We start from the raw sequence: 20,337 nt of genomic DNA on the forward strand, positions 1-20,337 counted from the left end.
TATAAAGGACAAAAAGAGGAGGAAACCCATTGAAATAATCGTTTGCCACGCCGCCTAAAAGCGAAAGAGGCGACAGGGAGACTATTTTTTTGACCAAATGGTCAAAATTAGCATTCGGGAAGATAAAAAATCAGAGAAAAGAGAACAAAAAAAACGTTACAGGCGAAAAATAGGGAATAACAGAGATAAATGATAAAATTAAGGGCAATGAAAACATTGCCCCTTCTCAATCAATGAATTAACGATTGAAATAACCACATCACGATGGTTCACAACACACATCAGACAGATAAACCAAGGACATCCCGCATATCAAAAAGACCATTTTCTTTCCCTTTCAGCCACACAGCCGACTTAACGGCGCCTTTTGCAAAGGTCATGCGGCTTGAGGCCTTGTGGGTTATCTCTATCCGCTCGCCGATATCGGCAAACATGGCGGTATGCTCACCGACGATGTCGCCCGCACGCACGGTAGCGAAGCCGATAGTCTGCGGCTGACGTTCGCCGGTATGGCCTTCACGGGCATAGACCGCATGTTCATCCAGCTTCCACTGCATCGCATCGGCGATCGCCTCGCCCATTGCCAGCGCGGTGCCAGACGGCGCATCCACTTTGTGGCGATGGTGCGCTTCGACGATCTCAATATCCGCGTACTCCCCCATGACTTTTGCAGCCTGCTCCAGCAGCTTCAGCACCAGGTTAACCCCGACGCTGAAGTTCGCGGCGAACACGATGGCGATCTCTTCAGCCGCCGCACGAATCGCGGCTTTGCCGGCGTCATCAAAACCGGTGGTGCCAATTACCATCGCTTTGCCGTGCTCACGGCAGATCGCCATATACTCCAGCGTTCCTTCCGGACGGGTAAAGTCGATCAGCACATCAAAGTCGTTGATCACCGCGCGTAAATCATCGGCGATCAGGATGCCGTTTCTGCCGATACCGGCTAATTCACCGGCGTCGCTGCCGGTCAGCGATGAACCGGGACGAACCAGAGCGGCCCCCAGCACCACGCCTTCTGCCTGCTGCGTCGCTTCAATCAGATTACGGCCCATACGGCCCGGTGCGCCCACCACAGCAATGCGGATAGTGTTCATATTTATTCATTCCTAAAACAAAACTATGCATCCAAAGCGTTATCAGGTTAACGATGAGTTAACCGTCACGCCACTATTAATCCGTGATAATAAGAATTTTATGCCAGCCGACGCTGATTATCAGTAAAAGCAATTACCACCGCCAGTTCCGGCCCGGAGACCAGGTTGAAAAAACAGAAAAGGCCGAACAGAGTCGGCCTTTTTTATCAGAGATTTCCGGGAGTTACTGGACGTTTCGCACCTCGACGCGCAGCTCTTTCGGCACTTCGAAGACGATGTTCTCTTCGCGGCCAATCAGTTCAATCGCGGCTTCACCCCCCAGCTCACGCAGCCGCTGGATAACCTGCTGCACCAGAATATCGGGGGCAGACGCGCCCGCCGTCACACCAATGCAGCCGACGCCTTTTACCCACTCTTCCTGAATATCATCCGCAGAGTCGATCAGCTTCGCCAGTTTACCGGCACGCTGCGCCAGCTCCGCCAGACGGTTTGAGTTAGAGGAGTTCTTCGACCCCACCACCAGCACCACGTCAGCATCCTGTGCCAGCGTCCGCACCGCTTCCTGCCGATTAGTGGTGGCGTAGCAGATATCATCTTTGCGCGGCCCGACGATTGCCGGGAAACGCTGACGCAGGGCATCAATGATGTCTGAGGTATCATCCACCGACAGCGTCGTCTGCGTCATAAAGCTCAGATTATTTTCATCTTTAACCGTCAGCCTGAAGACATCTTCCGGTGACTCGACCAGATACATGCCGCCGTTGGGGTTGTTGTACTGCCCCATGGTGCCTTCGACTTCCGGGTGGCCCGCGTGGCCGATCAGGATCGCCTCAACGCCTTTACGGCTGGCGCGGGCAACTTCCATATGCACCTTCGTCACCAGCGGACAGGTGGCGTCGAACAGCATCGTCAGGTTGCGTGCTTTCGCTTCCGCACGCACCGCCTGCGACACACCGTGCGCAGAGAAGATCAGGATCGCCTCATCCGGCACTTCGCTGATCTCTTCGATGAAGATGGCGCCACGTTCGCGCAGGCTGTTCACCACGTAGCGGTTATGCACCACTTCATGACGGACGTAGATCGGTGCGCCATACATCTCCAGCGCGCGCTCAACAATGCTGATGGCGCGATCGACGCCCGCGCAGAAACCGCGCGGATTAGCTAACAGGATTTGCATCGTTGGCCTCCAGTACCGGATCGATCTCCAGCACCTCTACATCAAACTGAATATGATGACCCGCCAGCGGATGGTTGAAGTCTACAGTAATGGAATCACCGGAGACTTCGCGGATCACGCCGGGCATTTCACTGCCGCCCATGCCGCTGAACAGCATGATGGCACCCACTTCCGGTTCCCCTGCATCGATAAAGTCGCGACGCGAAAAATACTGGATCAGGTCAGGACTGACGCCGCCAAAGGCCTCTTCCGGTGCCAGGGTGAACTGCTTTGTGTCACCTGCTTTCAGCCCCAGCAGTGCCTGCTCAAGTGCCGCAGAGAGGCTGCCATCACCGAGACGGAACAGCGCGGGCTTACCGTTTGCACGGGTCGATTCCGCCGTCGAGCCATCTTCCAGCTTCAGCGTAAAATGCACCAACACCGCGCTTTCACGCTGTACGCACTCAGTCATCACTTACCCTTTCTGTTTAGCCTGTTTGCTGTTGGGGCTTAAAAACCCCTCCAGCACCACCAGCGCCGCACCAATACAGATGCCGCAGTCGGCGATATTAAATGTAGCGAAGTGCCAGTTACCGACGTAAAAATCGATAAAGTCGACCACAAAGCCATGATAGGAACGATCAAACAGATTGCCTATCGCGCCGCCGATGATCAGGGCATACGCGATGTTGGCGATCTTCTGGCTGGCACGATTGCGGTACATCATCACCATCAGTGAGACCACAATGGCCAGCGCAATACCGGCAAAGAACCAGCGCTGCCAGCCGCCCTTGTCCGCCAGGAAACTGAACGCTGCGCCGTAGTTGTGCGCGTAGAACAGATTCAGGAACGGAATCAGCGGCTGGGTTTCATGCAGCATCATGTTGTTCATCACCCACTGCTTACTGGCGAAATCGACAACAATCACCACCAGCACCAGCCAGAGCCAGCGCAATCCGGTTGATAAAATAGGTTTACGCATCAGGCAAATTCACGCTGTTCACCGTCACCGGCTACGTTAGTATAACAACGACCACACACCTCAGCGTGCTCCGGATTCTGCCCGACGTCAGTAGTGTAATGCCAGCAGCGCTGACATTTCTCGCCTTCCGCCTTGTGCAGGGCGATTTTCAGACCTTTCAGCAGTTCACTCTGCTGCGCCTCATCGCTGGCCAGCGCGTAATCCGCCACCTGTGCGCCCGAGGTCAGCAGCACAAAGCGCAGTTCGTTGCCCAGCGCCTGCAGCTTAGCGGCCAGCTCCGGATCGGCATACAGCGTGACGGTCGCTTCCAGTGCGCCACCGATACGTTTGTCTGCACGCGCCTGTTCGATCACCTTATTCACTTCGCCGCGCACTTTCAGCAGCTCGGCCCAGTAGGCGTCATTCAGTGCTTCGTCTGCGGCCAGGCCGAACAGACCCTGATACCACTCTTCCGTGAAGACATACTGCGCACGCTCGCCCGGCAGGTAGCCCCAGATTTCATCCGCCGTAAAGGACATGATGGGTGCCATCCAGCGAACCAGCGCCTCAACGATATGCCACAGCGCGGTCTGGCAGCTGCGACGTGCCAGGCCATCGCCTTTCGCGGTGTACTGACGATCCTTGATGATGTCCAGATAGAAGCTGCCCATCTCGATGGAGCAGAACTGCATCAGACGCTGGATCACTTCATGGAAATCATAGTTTTCGTAGGAGGCAACGATATCGGCCTGCGCCGCCTGCGCACGGCCTACCGCCCAGCGATCCACCACCACCATCTCTTCCGGTTTCACCAGATCGGTAGCCGGATTAAAGCCGCTGAGGTTCGCCAGCAGGAAACGTGCGGTGTTGCGGATACGACGGTAGGCGTCGGCAGAGCGTTTGAGGATCTCGTCTGACACCGCCATCTCGCCAGAGTAGTCGGTTGAGGCGACCCACAGACGCAGAATATCGGCCCCCAGCTTGTTCATCACATCCTGCGGCGACACCGTGTTGCCGATCGATTTCGACATCTTGCGGCCCTGGCCGTCGACGGTGAAGCCGTGTGTCAGAACCTGACGGTAAGGCGCTTTGCCTTTCATCGCCGTGGAGATCATCAGCGAGGACATAAACCAGCCGCGATGCTGGTCGGAGCCTTCCAGATAGAGATCCGGCGAATGGCCGTCAAACTCAGGACGTGCATCAACGACTGAGTAGCTGGTTGAACCGGAGTCAAACCAGACATCCAGGGTATCCGGCACTTTTACGTAGTGATCGGCGTCGTCGCCCATCAGCTCGCGCGGATCAAGATCCCACCAGGCCTGAATCCCATCCTGCTCGACGCGCTGCGCAACTTTCTCCATCAGCGCCAGGGTGTCCGGGTGCAGCTCTTCGCTCTCTTTATGGACGAACAGCGCCATCGGCACGCCCCAGGTACGCTGACGGGAGATGCACCAGTCAGGACGGTTCGCGACCATCGATTCGATACGCGCCTGGCCCCAGTCCGGGATCCACTGCACGCCTTTGATCTCTTTCAGCGACTGCGCACGCAGACCTTTCTGATCCATGCTGATGAACCACTGCGGGGTCGCCCGGAAGATGATCGGCGTTTTATGACGCCAGCAGTGCGGGTAGCTGTGCAGCAGTTTTTCGACGTGCAGCAGCGCGCCCTTCTCTTTCAGCAGCTCAACGATCATGTCGTTGGCTTTAAAGACGTTTACGCCATCCAGCGTTGGGAAGGTGCCTGGCAGATAGGTGCCATCCGGACCGACCGGATTGGCGGTTTCGATGCCATATTTCTGACCGATGACATAGTCATCCGGGCCGTGGCCTGGTGCCGTGTGCACCGCACCGGTACCGGCGTCCAGGGTGACGTGCTCGCCCAGCACGACCAGCGACGCGATCGCCAGGAACGGATGCTGGAATTTCTGCAGCTCCAGTGCCGCGCCTTTGCATTCGCCCAGCACCTGCCATTCGCTGACACCGGCGCGCTTCATGACGCTGTCCACCAGCTCTTTCGCCAGGATCAGGGCACGGCCCTCGATCTGGATCAGCTGATACTCAAATTCAGGGTGCAGGGAGATCGCGCGGTTAGCCGGCAGCGTCCACGGCGTGGTGGTCCAGATCACCAGCGAAATCGGGCCGCTGACCTCTGCCACACCAAAGGCCTGACGCACCGCCTCGGTATCCAGCGCGTTGAACATCACGTCAATCGACGGTGACGTTTTGTCGTAATATTCGACTTCGGCTTCAGCTAAGGCTGAACGGCAGTCCAGGCACCAGTGCACCGGCTTCGCGCCTTTGTGCAGATGGCCATTGCCGATGATTTTGCCCAGTGCGCGAATGATGTTGGCTTCGGTGCCGAAATCCATGGTCAGGTAAGGACGATCCCAGTCGCCCAGCACGCCCAGACGGATAAAGTCCGCTTTCTGGCCTTCCACCTGTTCAGCGGCATATTTGCGGCACGCTTCGCGGAATTCGGCTGCGGTGACCTTTTCGCCTGGCTTGCCGATCATCTGCTCCACTTTGTGCTCAATAGGCAGACCGTGACAGTCCCAGCCCGGCACATAGGGCGCGTCATAACCCGCCATGCCTTTCGACTTAACGATAACGTCTTTCAGAATCTTGTTAACGGAGTGACCAATATGAATGCTGCCGTTCGCATACGGAGGGCCATCATGCAGGATAAAGGTTTTTTTCCCTTTTTTGGCTTCGCGGATAATGCTGTAGAGGTTGTCGGCATACCAGCGTTGCAACATTCCCGGTTCGCGTTTGGCCAGATCGCCACGCATCGGGAATCCCGTTTCCGGCAAATTCAGGGTAGATTTATAGTCACTCATCAGATTCTCGATTCCGTTTTTCGCTCAGGTTAAAGCAGCCCGAAATAGTGTCGGGCCGTTACCACATCGTCTGCAATTTGTTCTTTCAACGCCTCCAGTGAGGCAAAGCGCTGCTCGTTTCGTATTTTCTGTTTCAGCACCACATCAATGTGACGGCCATAGAGATCCATATTGATGTCGAGCAGGTGAACTTCAAGCTGCTGGCGCAAACCTTTTACCGTCGGGCGGGTGCCGATGTTGGCGACCCCTGGCAGCGGCTCGGGCGTGAGGCCCCGCACTTCAACCGCGTAGACCCCTTTCACCGGCGAAACGCTGCGGCGCAGAGGCAGGTTCGCCGTCGGGAAGCCCAGCGTGCGTCCCAGCGCATCCCCGTGCACCACGCGGCCGGAAATCGTGAAAGGATGACCCAGCAGCGACTGCGCCAGCGCCAGATCGTCTGCGGCCAGCGCCTGACGGACGGCGGTGCTGCTGATACGCTTGCCGCCGTCGCAGAAGGTTTCGGTGCTGACGACGTCGAAGCCATACTCCGCACCGGCTTTTTGCAGCAGCGGGAAATCGCCCTGACGGCCCGCACCAAAGCGGAAGTCATCGCCCACCGCAAGGTACTTAACGTCCAGCTTTTCAACTAACAGGTCGCTGATAAAGCGCTGGGCAGACAACGCCGCAAAGCGACGGTCAAAGCGCACGCACAGCACGCTGTCGACGCCCGCTTCCGCCATGTATCGCAGTTTGTCACGCAGGCGGGTCAGGCGAGCCGGGGCTTTATCACCGGCGAACAGCTCCAGCGGCTGTGGCTCAAAAACCATCACCACCACCGGCAGATTCAGCCTGCGCCCCTCTTCACACAGCCGGGAAATCAGCGCCTGATGCCCACGGTGAACGCCATCGAAATTACCAATGGTCAGAACGCAGCCGCGATGCTGCTCGTTAAGATTATGAATACCGCGGATAAACTTCATGGCTGGCCCAAACCGGTGGAAATCGGCGGATTATACCCTTGAAAGTGACTCAGGTTAACCCGTCAGCACGCCTTTCATGCTTTACGGGCTGCATTTCCTGTCACAGAGGCGCATGTTAAGAATTTTGTCGCTAAATACTATATTCAGGAAGGGGAAGCTGGTAGAATCTTGCGCCATCAAATACGTAACCGAGTGCTGCTCATAGAGCGACGCTTATTTGCACAAATCCATTGACAAAATCAGGTTAGAAGGGCATAGTCCTCGGCCTTTGATTTGTCTCTATAGAACACATTTGGGAGTTGGACCTTGGCTAATATCAAATCAGCTAAGAAACGCGCCGTAACATCTGAGAAACGCCGTAAGCATAACGCTAGCCGCCGCTCTATGATGCGTACCTTCGTTAAGAAAGTATACGCGGCGATCGCTTCAGGCGACAAAGCTGCTGCGCAGAACGCATTCAATGAAATGCAACCAATCGTGGATCGTCAGGCTGCTAAAGGTCTGATCCACAAAAACAAAGCTGCACGTTATAAAGCAAACCTGACTGCACAGATCAACAAACTGGCTTAATCGCCCGTTGTTTATCGCTTTGTTGAAAGAACCGGCGCTTACGCCGGTTTTTTTTCGTCCGGATGCTGGCGGGGGAAGAGACCGCTGAAGTCCGCATGGCAGATCCGCTGCACCGCCGGGTGCTGAATCATCCGCTCCGCAAAGATAATGTGATACTCCTCTGACACCGCGCTGAGCTGTCCGGCTTCATGGATCCCCTCCCGCTGACCGATATCCAGCAAAGGCGCGACAAACAGCGCATTCTGCCGCGCACCAAACGCTTTCATCAATGCCGCATCATCGAACTCCCCCAGAATCTCCACCTGCAGCCCCTGCGTGCTGATCCAGTTCAGGATCTTGCGTCCCAGCATGGAGCGACGGCCGGGGATCAGCAGCGGACGTGACTCCAGGCAGGCCGGAAAAGTGAGGCCGGAGAGCGGCTCGGTTGACCAGAAGCTGACGGGGCACTCGCCCAGCCGGACCGAAAACAGCCCCTCCTGGCGGGTGGAGTCGATGGCGCAGTCAGAGATAATCATATCCAGCTTGTGCTGACTGAGCTGCTCCAGCAGCATCTCATGGGTCGATTCAAAGCAGCGCAGATGGATTTTCTCCTCGGCAACCACCGCCGTCTCCAGCACCTTGCTGACCAGCTGTTTGGAGAGCGCATCCGCCACGCCCACATCCAGCAGCAGATGCGACTCTTTGCGATAGTTAACGATGTCCAGCATCTCCTGACCCAGCATGAACATGCGATCCGCATAGCGAAAGACCAGCTGCCCCAGCTCAGTCGGCACCAGCCCCCGGCCCTGACGCCGGAACAGCTTGCCCTGCAGGCGATCCTCCAGCGTTTTAATCTGTCCGGTAATGGTCTGCGGCGTCAGGGAGAGCGCCTCTGCGGCACCTGCTATCGAGCCTGCACGGCAGGCGTGCCAGAAGTAGTAGAGATGGTTGTAGTTGATATGATTCATCGAAAAAAGGAGGCTTTCGCCTCCTCTCCATTAACGCAGTTTGACCCGCAACAGGCAGTATCCGATCACGGCGGAAAGCAGAGAGCCGGTGAGGATCCCGAGTTTAGAGAAGGTCACCAGCTGCTCGTGGGCCGCGTCAAAGGCCAGCGAACTGATGAATATCGACATCGTAAAGCCGATGCCGCACAGCACCCCAATCGCCATGATGTCACGCAGGGTCGTGCCGTCGGGCAGTACCGCCAGACGGAGCCGGACGGCCAGCCAGCAGAACAGCGTAATGCCCAGTGGCTTACCGATTAACAGGCCAAGGATGATGCCTGATGGCTCAGGCGAGAGAACGTCGCCGATTGTAATTCCCGCCAGTGAAATACCGGCATTGGCAAAGGCGAACAGCGGCAGGATCAGCCAGTTAACCCACGGCATCAGACCGTGCGCCAGATGCTCCGCAGGCGAGTGCCCCTCTCTCTTCTCCAGCGGCACAAAGAAGCCCACGATAACGCCCGCCAGCGTGGCGTGAACGCCCGACTTCAGTACGGCGGTCCAGAGTACGATCCCGACCAGGATATAGATAGAGATCTTACGGACGTTGAAGTAGTTCAGCAGCGCCAGCACCACGATCGCCCCTGCCGCCACACCCAGAGAGAGCACCGAGAGGCCGCTGGTGTAAAACAGGGCAATAATCACAATCGCCCCCAGGTCATCGATGATCGCCAGCGCCATCAGGAACACTTTCAGCGCCGCAGGAACACGGCTGCCCAGCAGGGCCAGCACGCCCAGCGCAAAAGCGATATCGGTCGCCGTGGGAATCGCCCAGCCGTTGCGGGCAATCTCATCGCCGTGGTTGAAGCCGAGAAAGATCAGGGCTGGCAGCGCCATACCGCCGAGGGCGGCGATAACCGGGAAGATCGCTTTGTCGCGACTTGCCAGTTCGCCCACCATCAGCTCGCGTTTGACTTCCAGGCCAATCAGCAGGAAGAACAGCGCCATCATCGCATCGTTAATCCACAACAGCAGATTTTTGCTGATATCGAGTGCGCCAAAGCGGATCTGGACGGGTTCATTGAGAAACGCCTGATAGCCTTCGGCGGTCGACGCCGTATTGGCCAGAATCATGGCTGCCACGGCCGCCAGAATTAATATCATGCCATTGCTGGCGTCACTCTCAATGAAGCTTTTTAGGAGGTTTTTGAGTCTGCGAGGCTTATTCAACGTTTATCTTCCTGATCAGCGATAGAAAGATAATGAGTGTAACGACTCATATAGTTCGTTAAAAGCAGCTTATACCACGCTGTTAGCTCGGTTTAACTGAGTCGGGAAAGAGTGGTCTGAAAAGAGGCGAGGTTCAGGGAGAGGAAGCTGCGGCCCCGGGGGGCAAAAAAAACGGAGCCTGAGGCTCCGTTTTCTCTGTCACCACTTAGCGGGTCAGATCGTCAAAGAATTTCTTCACGCCGTCGAAAAAGCTCTTTGAGCGTGGGCTGTTATGCTCACCACTCGGGCCGCCGAAACTCTCTTCCAGTTCACGCAGCAGCGTTTTCTGTTTCTCGTTCAGGCTGACCGGTGTTTCCACCACCACGCGGCATAACAGGTCGCCGACCGCACCACCACGGACCGACTTCACGCCACGTCCGCGCATGCGGAACAGCTTGCCGGTCTGGGTTTCTGACGGCACTTTCAGCTTCACGCGACCATCCAGCGTCGGCACTTCGATCTCGCCGCCCAGTGCCGCCATCGCAAAGTTGATCGGCACTTCACAGTAGAGGTTGTTCTCTTCACGTTCGAAGATCGGGTGTTTTTTCACGGAAACCTGGACGTAGAGATCGCCAGCCGGTGCACCCTGCTCGCCCGCTTCGCCTTCACCACTCAGACGAATGCGGTCGCCGTTGTCCACCCCTGCCGGGATCTTCACGGACAGCGTTTTCGACTTCTCAACGCGGCCATGACCATGACAGGCGTTGCACGGATCTTTAATCACCGAGCCGCGACCGTGACAGGTCGGACACGCCTGCTGAACGGTAAAGAAGCCCTGGCGCATTTGCACCTGGCCTGCACCGTGACAGGTTGAACAGGTTTGTGGCTTGGTACCCGCTTTCGCACCGCTGCCGTGGCAGACGTCACACTCTTCCAGCGTTGGAATGCGGATCTCTTTGGTCACGCCGCGTACCGCTTCTTCCAGCGACAGCTCCATGTTATAGCGTAAATCGGCGCCACGGGATGCGCGCTGACGGCGTCCACCACCGAAGATGTCACCGAATACGTCGCCAAAGATATCGCTGAAGTCTGCACCGCCGCCGCCAAAGCCGCCGCCGCCGAATCCACCGCCCCCCATGCCGCCCTGTTCGAAGGCTGCATGACCATACTGATCGTAGGCTGCGCGCTTCTGCGCATCGGTCAGGATTTCATACGCTTCCTTGACCTCTTTAAATTTGGCTTCGGCCTCTTTATCACCGGGATTACGATCCGGGTGAAATTTCATCGCCAGGCGTTTGTAAGCCTTTTTGATTTCACGCTCGTCCGCGGATTTGGCGACGCCTAAAATCTCGTAGTAATCACTCTTCGCCATGTTTATTTAGCCCTTAACATGATCGCACGGGCGTGGAGAGATCTCCTACGCCCGTGCTGGTTTCAACGGCTGTCAGGCCAGCCGTCGCGCCCGGTCAGGGGCAATTATTTCTTGTTGTCTTTCACTTCTTCGAATTCAGCATCGACAACGTCATCGTCTTTCTTCGCTGACGCATCGCCGGCATCCGCCGCACCTGCCTGAGACTGCTGTGCTGCTTCCATCAGCTTGCCAGAAACTTCCATCAGCGCCTGCATTTTGGCGTCGATTTCCGCTTTATCTTCGCCTTTCAGCGCAGTTTCCAGTGCAGCCAGCGCAGCTTCGATTGGCGCTTTGTCATCAGCAGAGAGTTTGTCGCCTGCTTCTTCCAGCTGCTTACGGGTGCTATGGGCAATCTGATCGCCCTGGTTGCGCGTCTGTACCAGCTCTTCGAACTTACGGTCAGCTTCAGCATTCGCTTCTGCATCGCGCACCATTTTTTCGATCTCTTCGTCGTTCAGACCTGAAGAGGCTTTGATGGTGATCTTCTGCTCTTTACCGCTGTTCTTATCTTTCGCTGACACATGCAGGATACCGTCCGCATCGATGTCGAAGGTCACTTCGATCTGCGGCATACCGCGTGGCGCAGCCTGGATACCGTCGAGGTTGAACTGGCCCAGTGACTTGTTGTCATTGGCGCGCTTGCGCTCACCCTGCAGCACATGAATGGTCACGGCTGACTGGTTATCTTCTGCTGTTGAGAAGACCTGGCTGTGCTTGGTCGGGATGGTGGTGTTCTTGCTGATCAGCGAAGTCATCACGCCACCCATAGTTTCGATACCCAGTGACAGCGGGGTAACGTCCAGCAGCAGTACGTCTTTCACGTCGCCGCCCAGTACACCACCCTGAACTGCCGCACCGACCGCAACCGCTTCATCCGGGTTCACATCTTTACGTGGCTCTTTGCCGAAGAACTCGGTTACTTTCGCCTGAACCAGTGGCATACGGGTCTGACCACCCACCAGGATGACGTCGTTGATGTCTGAAACAGACAGGCCCGCATCCTGCAGCGCAACTTTCAGCGGCGCGATTGAGCGTGCAACCAGATCTTCAACCAGTGACTCCAGTTTAGAGCGGGTCACTTTGATGTTCAGGTGCTTAGGACCGGTCGCATCTGCCGTGATGTAAGGCAGGTTAACGTCGGTCTGCTGCGCAGAAGAGAGTTCGATTTTCGCTTTCTCTGCCGCTTCTTTCAGACGCTGCATCGCCAGAGGATCGTTGTGCAGATCGATGCCCTGATCTTTCTTAAATTCTGCAACCAGATAGTTGATCAGGCGGCTGTCGAAGTCTTCACCACCCAGGTGGGTGTCACCGTTGGTCGCCAGAACTTCAAAGGTTTTTTCGCCGTCAACGTCGTCGATCTCGATGATGGAGATATCGAAAGTACCGCCACCCAGGTCATAGACCGCGATGGTGCGGTTACCCTGGCCTTTGTCCAGACCGTATGCCAGCGCAGCCGCCGTTGGTTCGTTAATGATACGTTTGACTTCCAGACCTGCGATACGGCCGGCATCTTTGGTCGCCTGACGCTGCGCATCGTTGAAGTAGGCCGGAACGGTAATAACCGCTTCAGTCACTGGCTCACCGAGGTAATCTTCGGCGGTCTTTTTCATTTTTTTCAGCACTTCAGCAGAGATCTGCGGCGGTGCCATTTTCTGACCTTTCACTTCCAGCCAGGCGTCACCGTTGTCGGCGCTGGCGATTTTGTAAGGCATGATTTTGATATCACGCTGTACTTCTTCATCCTGGAAGCGACGACCGATCAGACGCTTAATCGCGAACAGGGTATTCTGCGGGTTAGTCACTGCCTGACGTTTAGCCGGTTGACCGACCAGAATTTCGCCATCCTGTGTGTAAGCAATGATTGAAGGCGTGGTGCGATCGCCCTCGGCATTTTCCAGCACGCGTGCTTTGGTGCCATCCATGATCGCAACACAAGAGTTGGTTGTACCCAGGTCAATACCAATAATCTTACCCATCTAAACATCTCCCACTTAAATTCGTTGCCAAGTTTGGGTTGTGAACCTTTTATGTGGGCGGGTTGTTTGCATTCAACCTGCCAGCACATGCTTTTTTTCCAGCGTTCACAACGCTCGATGAGAAGTAAATGGGGCCGCTTCGAAGCGCATCAAGGGTTAAATCAAAAAAAATTTTTCGCCGCTGCTCCTGTCGGGATCAAAGAATGCCTTCACCACGCTGAATATCATGCGACGCCTTGCTCCTTAAGAGAGCAGGCGCGGATCTTTTTATTTCATCAATCATCATTTTACTGCCGGGGAACTATGGCAAATTCAACACTGGCTAACCCTGCCCCACTGGGCTTAATGGGATTTGGCATGACTACCGTTCTGCTGAATCTGCACAACGCGGGCTTGTTTGACATGGATGTCACCATTTTAGCGATGGGTATTTTTTATGGCGGAATAGCCCAGTTGCTGGCTGGCCTGCTGGAGTTTAAAAAGAACAACACCTTTGGGCTGACGGCCTTTACTTCATATGGCATGTTCTGGCTGAGCTTTGTGACGATCCTGCTGCTACCGGAAATGGGTCTGGCGAAAGCACCAGACGAACGCTTTCTGGGGGTCTGGCTGGCACTGTGGGGTCTCTTCACCCTGTTTATGTTTATTGGCACGCTGAAAGGGGCGCGGATGCTGCAGTTTGTCTTTGGCTCGCTTGCACTGCTGTTTCTGCTGCTGGCCGCTGGCCATCTGCTGCGCCAGCCTGCGCTGATCGTGTACGCCGGCTGGACTGGCATGATCTGTGGGGCCAGTGCCTGCTATCTGGCGGTGGGTGAAGTGCTGAATGAAACGTTTGGCCGCACCCTTCTGCCGACGGGCACCAAATCACCTGAAGCCTGAGAGCACGCGGAGCCTGGCTCCGCGTCGCTTATGACAGTGGCTTAATCTCTTGCGCCCTCGCCGGTTCGTGGCTGACATCGCGCCGCAGCCAGATCCCGGTCACAAAGCCCACCAGCGCCAGCGCCATCACATACCAGCACGGCGCCATGACCGAGACCCCCATCAGCAGCGAAACACAGACAGGTGTGAGCCCGCCGAAGATCGCATAGGCGACGTTGTAGGAAAATGAGAGCCCGGTAAAACGGACCTCTGCCGGAAAGGCGCGTACCATCACGAACGGCACAACGCCGACGATACCGACGCTCAGCCCCGCCAGCCCATAAAGCAGGAAGATCTGCTGCGGATAGAAGGCCGTCAGGTGATAAAACTGCCAGCTGCAGATTGCCAGCAGCAGGCTGCCGACACACAGGGTGCGGCTGGCACCAAAGCGGTCGGCAGCCAGCCCGGCAAGGATACAGCCCACACAGAGCATCAGGGTGGCAATGCTGTTGGCCTGCAGGGTCAGCGCGGGGGCAATGCCCTGCTGCTTCTGCAGCCAGACCGGTGACATCAGGATCACCACCACGATGCAGGCGGAGAGCAGCCAGGTAAGCAGCATGGAGATGACCACAGATTTTTTATGCTCCGCCAGCACCGTTTTCAGCGGGAGGGTTTCCGCCAGTGCTTTGCGCTGCTGCATCTCCACAAACACCGGCGTCTCATGCAGCCAGCGCCGCAGATACATCGCGACCAGACCAAACAGCCCGCCTAAAAAGAACGGGATGCGCCAGCCGCCATCATGAATCGCCTGCTGTGACATTGAGGTATTGATCAGCGTTGCTACCAGCGACCCCAGTAAAATGCCAACGGTCAGCCCGGCAGTCAGCGTGCCGCAGGCGATGCCGATACGCTTATAAGGCACATGCTCCGCGACGAACACCCAGGCACCCGGCACTTCGCCGCCGATCGCCGCCCCCTGCAACATCCGCATCAGCAGCATCAGCAGCGGTGCCGCGATCCCGATCGTCTGCCAGGTGGGTAATGCGCCCATCATCAGGGTCGGCAGCGCCATCAGCAGAATGCTCAGGCTGAACATCTTTTTGCGGCCGAGCTTATCGCCGAAATGCGCCATCACAATGCCGCCCAGCGGCCGGGCCAGATAGCCAGCGGCAAAAATGGCGAACGTCTGTAACTGACGCAGCCATTCCGGTATATCCGCAGGAAAGAAAAGCTCGCCGATAACGGTGGCGAAGAAGACAAAAATGATGAAGTCGTAAAATTCGAGGGCGCCGCCCAGGGCGGCCAGCGCCAGCGTCCGGTAATCCTTACCGGTCAGACGCTGAGTAGGAGTCGGATTCATAATATTCCCGAGGCAAAAGAGATAAGGTTGTAACGATCTGATTACTATACCGTCAATCTTTTGCCACACCAGCAGGGCTATAGCTTATGCCTGAAATGGGGAATATTTAGTTATTTATCTCACGGATGGCGCTTTTCGGCCGAAATGCTGCTACCACTTCCGGATGCGTTTCGACATACGGCCCGTCCAGAAGCTGTAAACAATAAGGTACAGAAGCAAAAATCCCGTGTACCCGGACCTTGCCCTGCGCATCCTTCAGCCCTTCCAGGGTCTCTTTAATTGATTTCGGCTGCCCCGGCAGATTCAGGATCAGCGACTGCTTACGGATCACGCCCACCTGGCGCGACAGAATCGCGGTCGGCACAAACTGCAGGCTGATCTGGCGCATCTGCTCACCAAAACCTGGCATCTCGCGATCGGCGACGGCCAGCGTGGCGTCAGGGGTGACATCGCGGCGGGCCGGGCCAGTGCCGCCGGTAGTCAGCACCAGATGGCAGAAGCGTTCATCGACCAGTTCACAAATCGCCTGTTCAATCATCACCTGCTCATCGGGCACCAGACGGGACTCCATCTCAAACGGGCTGCTGATGGCGCTGCTGAGCCAGCTCTCCAGCGCGGGGATCCCCTGATCCTGATAGATGCCGTTGGCGGCGCGATCGGAGACTGAGATCAGGCCAATGCGTAATGTATTCATGATGTATTTCGCTGTGCTTTACCGCGGTGCGGTGGAGTAAAAGAGGACTGGCAGAGAGGATAATATAAAGTGAAAGGGTCGCAAAAGGGAAAACCGTGACGGCCTGTGCCGCCACGGTCAGCAGATTACAGCAGTTCTGCCAGCATCTTCTCAAGTTTGCCCTGGTCGATGGCAAAGTTGCGGATACCTTCAGCCAGCTTCGCGACGGCCATCGGATCCTGGTTGTGCTGCCACAGGAACTCAGACTCGGTCATACGGGCCGGACGCGCTTTCACTTCGCCGCTGTAGCTCAGTTTACGTTCCAGCGTACCTTCGCTTTCTGCCAGCTCTTTCAGCAGCGCAGGAGAGATGGTCAGACGGTCGCAGCCTGCCAGCTCGATAATTTCGCCCACGTTACGGAAGCTTGCACCCATGACCACGGTTTCATAGCCATGCTGCTTGTAGTAGTTGTAGATTTCAGAAACGGAAATCACGCCTGGATCTTCGTGCGCGGCATACTCTTTTTTGTCGGTGTTCGCTTTGTACCAGTCGAGGATACGGCCAACAAACGGCGAAATCAGGAACACGCCCGCTTCGGCACAGGCACGCGCCTGGGCAAAGGAGAACAGCAGCGTCAGGTTACAGTTGATGCCCTCTTTTTCCAGCTGCTCCGCCGCGCGGATACCCTGCCAGGTCGAGGCCAGTTTGATCAGGATGCGGTCATTGCTGATGCCGGCATCGTTGTAGAGTTTGATCAGGCTGCGGGCTTTGGCGATGCTGCCTTCAGTGTCGTAAGAGAGACGCGCATCGACTTCTGTCGAGATGCGGCCCGGCACCAGCTTAAGAATTTCCAGACCAATGTTTACGGCCAGCTTGTCAGAAACCAGCTGCAGCTGCTCTTCTTTGTTGCTGCTCTGCTCACGCGCCCAGCCGATCGCTTCATCGATCAGTTTACGGTATTCAGGGATTTGTGCGGCGTTGAGGATCAGAGAAGGGTTGGTAGTCGCATCCTGAGGCTGGTACAGCTTCATGGCTGCGATATCACCGGTGTCGGCGACGACGGTGGTGAGCTGACGCAGGGAGGTAAGTTTGTCCGTCATGTTCTTTTCTCTTAGTTAACTGTCAGTGTGAAAAAAGGCTGTGGCGATAATATCACGCAGCAACGGTGGCGCAAGGTCAGGGAATGCCGTTTGCGATAGTGCGGACAAATAGGTGTGATTCGTCATTCTTTGCAGCTTTTTTGCTACACTGCCAGCCCTGATGAGCAGCCAATGCCCTGTAAAACCAGCTATTAATCGAGGAAACGACTATGTTGATGGTGATCTCTCCGGCCAAGACGCTGGATTATGAAAGCCCGCTGGCGACGACGCGCTACACCCAGCCTGCGCTGTTAGAAAAATCACAACAGCTGATTGAGATTGCCCGCGACCTGTCCCCGGCCAGCATCGCCTCGTTAATGAGCATCAGCGACAAACTGGCGCACCTGAATGCCGAGCGGTTTAACAGCTGGCAGCCCGACTTCTCGCCACAGAACGCCCGGCAGGCGATTCTGGCGTTCAAAGGCGACGTTTACACCGGCCTGCAGGCTGAAACCTTCAGCGATCGCGATTTCGATTTTGCTCAGCAGCACCTGCGCATGCTGTCTGGCCTCTATGGCGTACTGCGTCCGCTCGACTTAATGCAGCCTTACCGTCTGGAGATGGGGATTCGCCTGGCGAACCCGGCCGGTAAAGATCTCTATACCTTCTGGGGCGATCTCATTACTGAAACGCTGAATGCCGCGCTGGCGGAACAGGGCGATGAGGTGCTGATCAACCTCGCCTCGGACGAATATTTCAGGGCCGTTAAGCCGAAGAAACTGCAGGCGCAGCTGATCAAGCCGGTGTTCCTGGACGAGAAGAACGGCAGCTACAAAGTCATCAGTTTCTATGCCAAAAAGGCGCGCGGATTAATGAGTCGCTTTGTAATTCAGCAGCAGCTGACGAAGCCGGAGCAGCTTAAAGCGTTTGATCTGGAGGGGTATCGTTTTGATGCCGCCAGCAGCAGCGACAGTGAGCTGGTGTTTAAGCGCGCGGAGCAGTAACGCCTCCGCGCCCCAGGCTTCCCCTTACCGGGGAGCCTTTTACAGGATTACTTCAGCAGGAACGCCCGCAGCGCGGTGAAATCCGCCTTCATCTGATGCGACAGCAGTGGCAGATCGGCGCGCTCCGCTAACTCCGGCGGCAGCGTCAGCGTCTGCTCCAGGATCGCCTCCACGCTCTCGCGGAACTTCGCCGGATGAGCCGTTCCCAGGAACAGACCATACTCCCCTTCCTGCAGCTGATCGCGCAGCAGACGCCAGGCGATAGCGGCATGCGGTTCGGACACATAGCCAATCTCAGCCAGTTCACGCATCGCGGCGCGGGTGGTCTCATCAGAGACGGCACCACAGGCCAGATCGGTCAGGCGCCAGGTTTTACGGCGGAACAGCTCTTCCACACGCGGCCAGTTGTTCGGCTGGCTGACGTCCATCGCATTCGACAGCGTGGCGACCGTCTGATTAGGCTGCCATTCGCCGTTGCCCAGGAAGCGCGGCACCGTGTCGTTGGCGTTGGTGGCCGCAATAAAACGTTTGATCGGCAGGCCCAGCGATTTAGCCAGCAGACCGGCAGTCAGATCGCCAAAGTTACCGCTTGGCACAGAGACCACCAGCTGGTTACGTTTTTCCTGGGGCAGCTGGGCGACCGCTTCAAAGTAGTAGCAGATCTGCGCCAGCAGACGGCTGATGTTGATGGAGTTTGCCGAGTTAAGGCCAATCGCCTTCTTCAGTGCTTCATCATCAAACGCCTGTTTCACCAGCGCCTGGCAGGCATCAAAATCGCCGTCGATCGCGATGGTTTCAATGTTGCCGCCCAGGGTGCAGAAGAGTTTCTCCTGCAGCGGACTGATTTTGCCCTGCGGATAGAGGATCACCACGCGCACGTTTTTCATGCCGTAGAAGGCATGCGCCACGGCGGCACCGGTGTCGCCGGAGGTGGCGGTCAGGATCGTGATCTGCTCATCGGAGCCAGAAACATATGACAGCATCTGCGCCATAAAGCGGCCGCCGAAATCTTTAAACGCCAGCGTCGGGCCGTGGAACAGCTCCAGACAGGCAATATCCTCGCTGACCGCTTTGACCGGTGCCGGAAAGGCAAACGCGGCTTTCACGCGCTCATGCAGCTGCTGGGCCGGGATCTCGTCACCAATAAACGCCGAGAGGATTTTGCTGCTGCGGTCGACAAAATTCATCTCCAGCATCGCGTCGATGTCGGTCAGTTCAAACTCTGGCAGTTCCAGCGGAAAGAAGAGACCCTGCTGTGAGCCCAGCCCCTGTTTCACCGCCTGGGCGAAGCTGACCTGCTCGTTGTGATCCTTAAGATTGTAGAGTTTCATGCGTTATCCCAATTGTCGTGCGCCAGCCGTGTCAAGACGGCAGATATGGACGAAGCCTTCATCGTTCTGCAGATAGTGCTGGCTCAGCCAGTCAGCCATCCGCTGTGCCGTTTCCATCTGATTGCAAACGGCGAAAAGTGTCGGACCGGAACCTGAAATCCCGCACGCCAGCGCGCCTGTGTCTTTAGCGGCCTGACGCGCGGCGGCAAAGCCGGGCAGCAGCCGGGTGCGATAGGGTTCGGCGATCACATCCTGCATCAGTTTAGCGGCCAGCTCAGGCTGACGCGTATGGCAGGCGTGAATGAAGCCCGCCAGCAGGCGGCCATGCTTGATGCAATCCTCTTTGCGATACTGCGCAGGTAGAATGGCGCGCGCTTCAGCGGTCGAAACCTTGATGCCCGGATAGGCCATCACCCACAGCCAGTCATCGAAGCCCGGCACCGCCTGGCTGATAATGTCATTCTCCTCCAGCATCAGCTGAATGCCACCCAGGAAGCAGGGGGCGACATTATCATAATGCACACTGCCGGAGATCCGCCCTTCCAGCTCGCCCATCAGCGTCAGCAGGGCGCCGTCGCTGAGCGGCTTGCCGCAGAATTCGTTCATCGCCATTAAACCGGCCACCACCGAGCAGGCGCTGGAGCCCAGCCCGGAGCCGATAGGCATATTCTTCTCCAGCGTCATCGCCACCGGGATCTCTTTGCCCACCGCCTCGCAGAACCGCTGCCAGCACTGATAGACGATATTCTCCCGGGGATCGGCGGGCAGTTTACTGACGAAACGGCCGGCGTTGGTCAGGGAAAACTGATCGGCCGCCTCAACTGAAACGCAGTCGCCCAGCAGGGAGCCATCTACCGGCGAAACGGCCGCGCCCAGCACATCGAAACCGACGCTGACGTTACCAATCGAGGCCGGTGCGTAAATTTTTACCAT

18 protein-coding genes are annotated in these 20,337 nt (G+C 56.7%); 3 read left to right on the forward strand and 15 right to left on the reverse strand.

All coding sequences use genetic code 11. The features are described 5' to 3' along the window. Positions 1 to 281: 281 nt before the first annotated feature. The 6 genes from dapB to ribF all read right to left on the reverse strand — a co-directional run bounded on the left by dapB (position 282) and on the right by ribF (position 7,007). Entirely contained in the window at positions 282 to 1,094 is an 813-nt protein-coding gene (gene dapB, locus ACR6AS_RS11035) for a 4-hydroxy-tetrahydrodipicolinate reductase (protein ID WP_111139371.1), read from the reverse strand. 223 nt (positions 1,095 to 1,317) lie between these two features. Beyond that, positions 1,318 to 2,271: a 4-hydroxy-3-methylbut-2-enyl diphosphate reductase gene (ispH, locus tag ACR6AS_RS11040; protein ID WP_111139370.1), complete on the reverse strand. Its 954-nt coding sequence runs from the start codon at positions 2,269 to 2,271 to the stop codon at positions 1,318 to 1,320. Beyond that, a complete protein-coding gene (gene fkpB / locus ACR6AS_RS11045; RefSeq protein WP_434162120.1) occupies positions 2,252 to 2,722 on the reverse strand; it encodes an FKBP-type peptidyl-prolyl cis-trans isomerase in 471 nt (156 codons plus the stop codon). The genes ispH and fkpB overlap by 20 nt, the downstream gene beginning before the upstream one ends. 3 nt (positions 2,723 to 2,725) lie before the next feature. Continuing rightward, positions 2,726 to 3,232: a signal peptidase II gene (lspA, locus tag ACR6AS_RS11050; protein ID WP_111139369.1), complete on the reverse strand. Its 507-nt coding sequence runs from the start codon at positions 3,230 to 3,232 to the stop codon at positions 2,726 to 2,728. Continuing rightward, positions 3,232 to 6,048, reverse strand: a complete 2,817-nt coding sequence (gene ileS / locus ACR6AS_RS11055) for an isoleucine--tRNA ligase (RefSeq protein WP_367396067.1) — start codon at positions 6,046 to 6,048, stop codon at positions 3,232 to 3,234. Before ileS ends, lspA begins: the two co-directional genes overlap by 1 nt. A gap of 29 nt (positions 6,049 to 6,077) precedes the next feature. After that, positions 6,078 to 7,007 (reverse strand): bifunctional riboflavin kinase/FAD synthetase, encoded by a 930-nt coding sequence (gene ribF / locus ACR6AS_RS11060; protein ID WP_111139367.1) that lies wholly within the window; start codon positions 7,005 to 7,007, stop codon positions 6,078 to 6,080. A 306-nt stretch (positions 7,008 to 7,313) separates the two neighbouring features. Between ribF and rpsT the strand changes: the two genes are divergently transcribed. Next, the gene (gene rpsT / locus ACR6AS_RS11065; protein WP_006117633.1) at positions 7,314 to 7,577 is read left to right on the forward strand and encodes a 30S ribosomal protein S20; all 264 of its coding nucleotides are present in this window, start codon (positions 7,314 to 7,316) and stop codon (positions 7,575 to 7,577) included. Between the two features lie 38 nt (positions 7,578 to 7,615). Here rpsT and nhaR read toward each other — a convergent pair whose 3' ends face one another. From nhaR to dnaK, 4 genes are all read right to left on the reverse strand, one after another. Next, positions 7,616 to 8,524, reverse strand: coding sequence for a transcriptional activator NhaR (gene nhaR, locus ACR6AS_RS11070; RefSeq protein ID WP_111139366.1), 909 nt, complete (start codon positions 8,522 to 8,524; stop codon positions 7,616 to 7,618). Positions 8,525 to 8,554: 30 nt separating this feature from the next. Beyond that, a complete protein-coding gene (gene nhaA / locus ACR6AS_RS11075; RefSeq protein ID WP_111139365.1) occupies positions 8,555 to 9,733 on the reverse strand; it encodes a Na+/H+ antiporter NhaA in 1,179 nt (392 codons plus the stop codon). A gap of 205 nt (positions 9,734 to 9,938) precedes the next feature. After that, positions 9,939 to 11,084: a molecular chaperone DnaJ gene (gene dnaJ / locus ACR6AS_RS11080; RefSeq protein ID WP_293774716.1), complete on the reverse strand. Its 1,146-nt coding sequence runs from the start codon at positions 11,082 to 11,084 to the stop codon at positions 9,939 to 9,941. 104 nt (positions 11,085 to 11,188) lie between these two features. Further along, positions 11,189 to 13,099 carry a molecular chaperone DnaK gene (gene dnaK / locus ACR6AS_RS11085; protein WP_111142259.1) on the reverse strand — a complete coding sequence of 637 codons (1,911 nt, stop codon included), beginning with the start codon at positions 13,097 to 13,099 and terminating at the stop codon, positions 11,189 to 11,191. A gap of 303 nt (positions 13,100 to 13,402) precedes the next feature. Between dnaK and satP the strand changes: the two genes are divergently transcribed. Continuing rightward, entirely contained in the window at positions 13,403 to 13,978 is a 576-nt protein-coding gene (gene satP, locus ACR6AS_RS11090; protein ID WP_434162124.1) for an acetate uptake transporter, read from the forward strand. Between the two features lie 28 nt (positions 13,979 to 14,006). On the opposite strand, the gene ACR6AS_RS11095 is transcribed toward satP, so the two are convergent. The 3 genes from ACR6AS_RS11095 to tal form a co-directional block, all read right to left on the reverse strand. Next, entirely contained in the window at positions 14,007 to 15,317 is a 1,311-nt protein-coding gene (locus ACR6AS_RS11095; protein ID WP_367396065.1) for an MFS transporter, read from the reverse strand. 106 nt (positions 15,318 to 15,423) lie between these two features. After that, a complete protein-coding gene (gene mog, locus ACR6AS_RS11100) occupies positions 15,424 to 16,011 on the reverse strand; it encodes a molybdopterin adenylyltransferase (protein ID WP_293774709.1) in 588 nt (195 codons plus the stop codon). Positions 16,012 to 16,136: 125 nt separating this feature from the next. Further along, positions 16,137 to 17,090 carry a transaldolase gene (tal, locus tag ACR6AS_RS11105; protein ID WP_111141363.1) on the reverse strand — a complete coding sequence of 318 codons (954 nt, stop codon included), beginning with the start codon at positions 17,088 to 17,090 and terminating at the stop codon, positions 16,137 to 16,139. A gap of 209 nt (positions 17,091 to 17,299) precedes the next feature. On the opposite strand from tal, the gene yaaA reads away from it, so the two are divergent. Further along, a complete protein-coding gene (yaaA, locus tag ACR6AS_RS11110; protein ID WP_111141364.1) occupies positions 17,300 to 18,073 on the forward strand; it encodes a peroxide stress protein YaaA in 774 nt (257 codons plus the stop codon). Positions 18,074 to 18,120: 47 nt separating this feature from the next. On the opposite strand, the gene thrC is transcribed toward yaaA, so the two are convergent. Both thrC and thrB read right to left on the reverse strand, forming a co-directional pair. Further along, positions 18,121 to 19,404 (reverse strand): threonine synthase, encoded by a 1,284-nt coding sequence (thrC, locus tag ACR6AS_RS11115; protein WP_111141365.1) that lies wholly within the window; start codon positions 19,402 to 19,404, stop codon positions 18,121 to 18,123. Positions 19,405 to 19,407: 3 nt separating this feature from the next. After that, complete coding sequence (gene thrB / locus ACR6AS_RS11120) at positions 19,408 to 20,337, reverse strand: homoserine kinase (RefSeq protein ID WP_367396064.1); 930 nt, start codon at positions 20,335 to 20,337, stop codon at positions 19,408 to 19,410.

Source organism: Pantoea phosphatilytica, assembly GCF_051025615.1.
Lineage (GTDB): Bacteria > Pseudomonadota > Gammaproteobacteria > Enterobacterales > Enterobacteriaceae > Pantoea.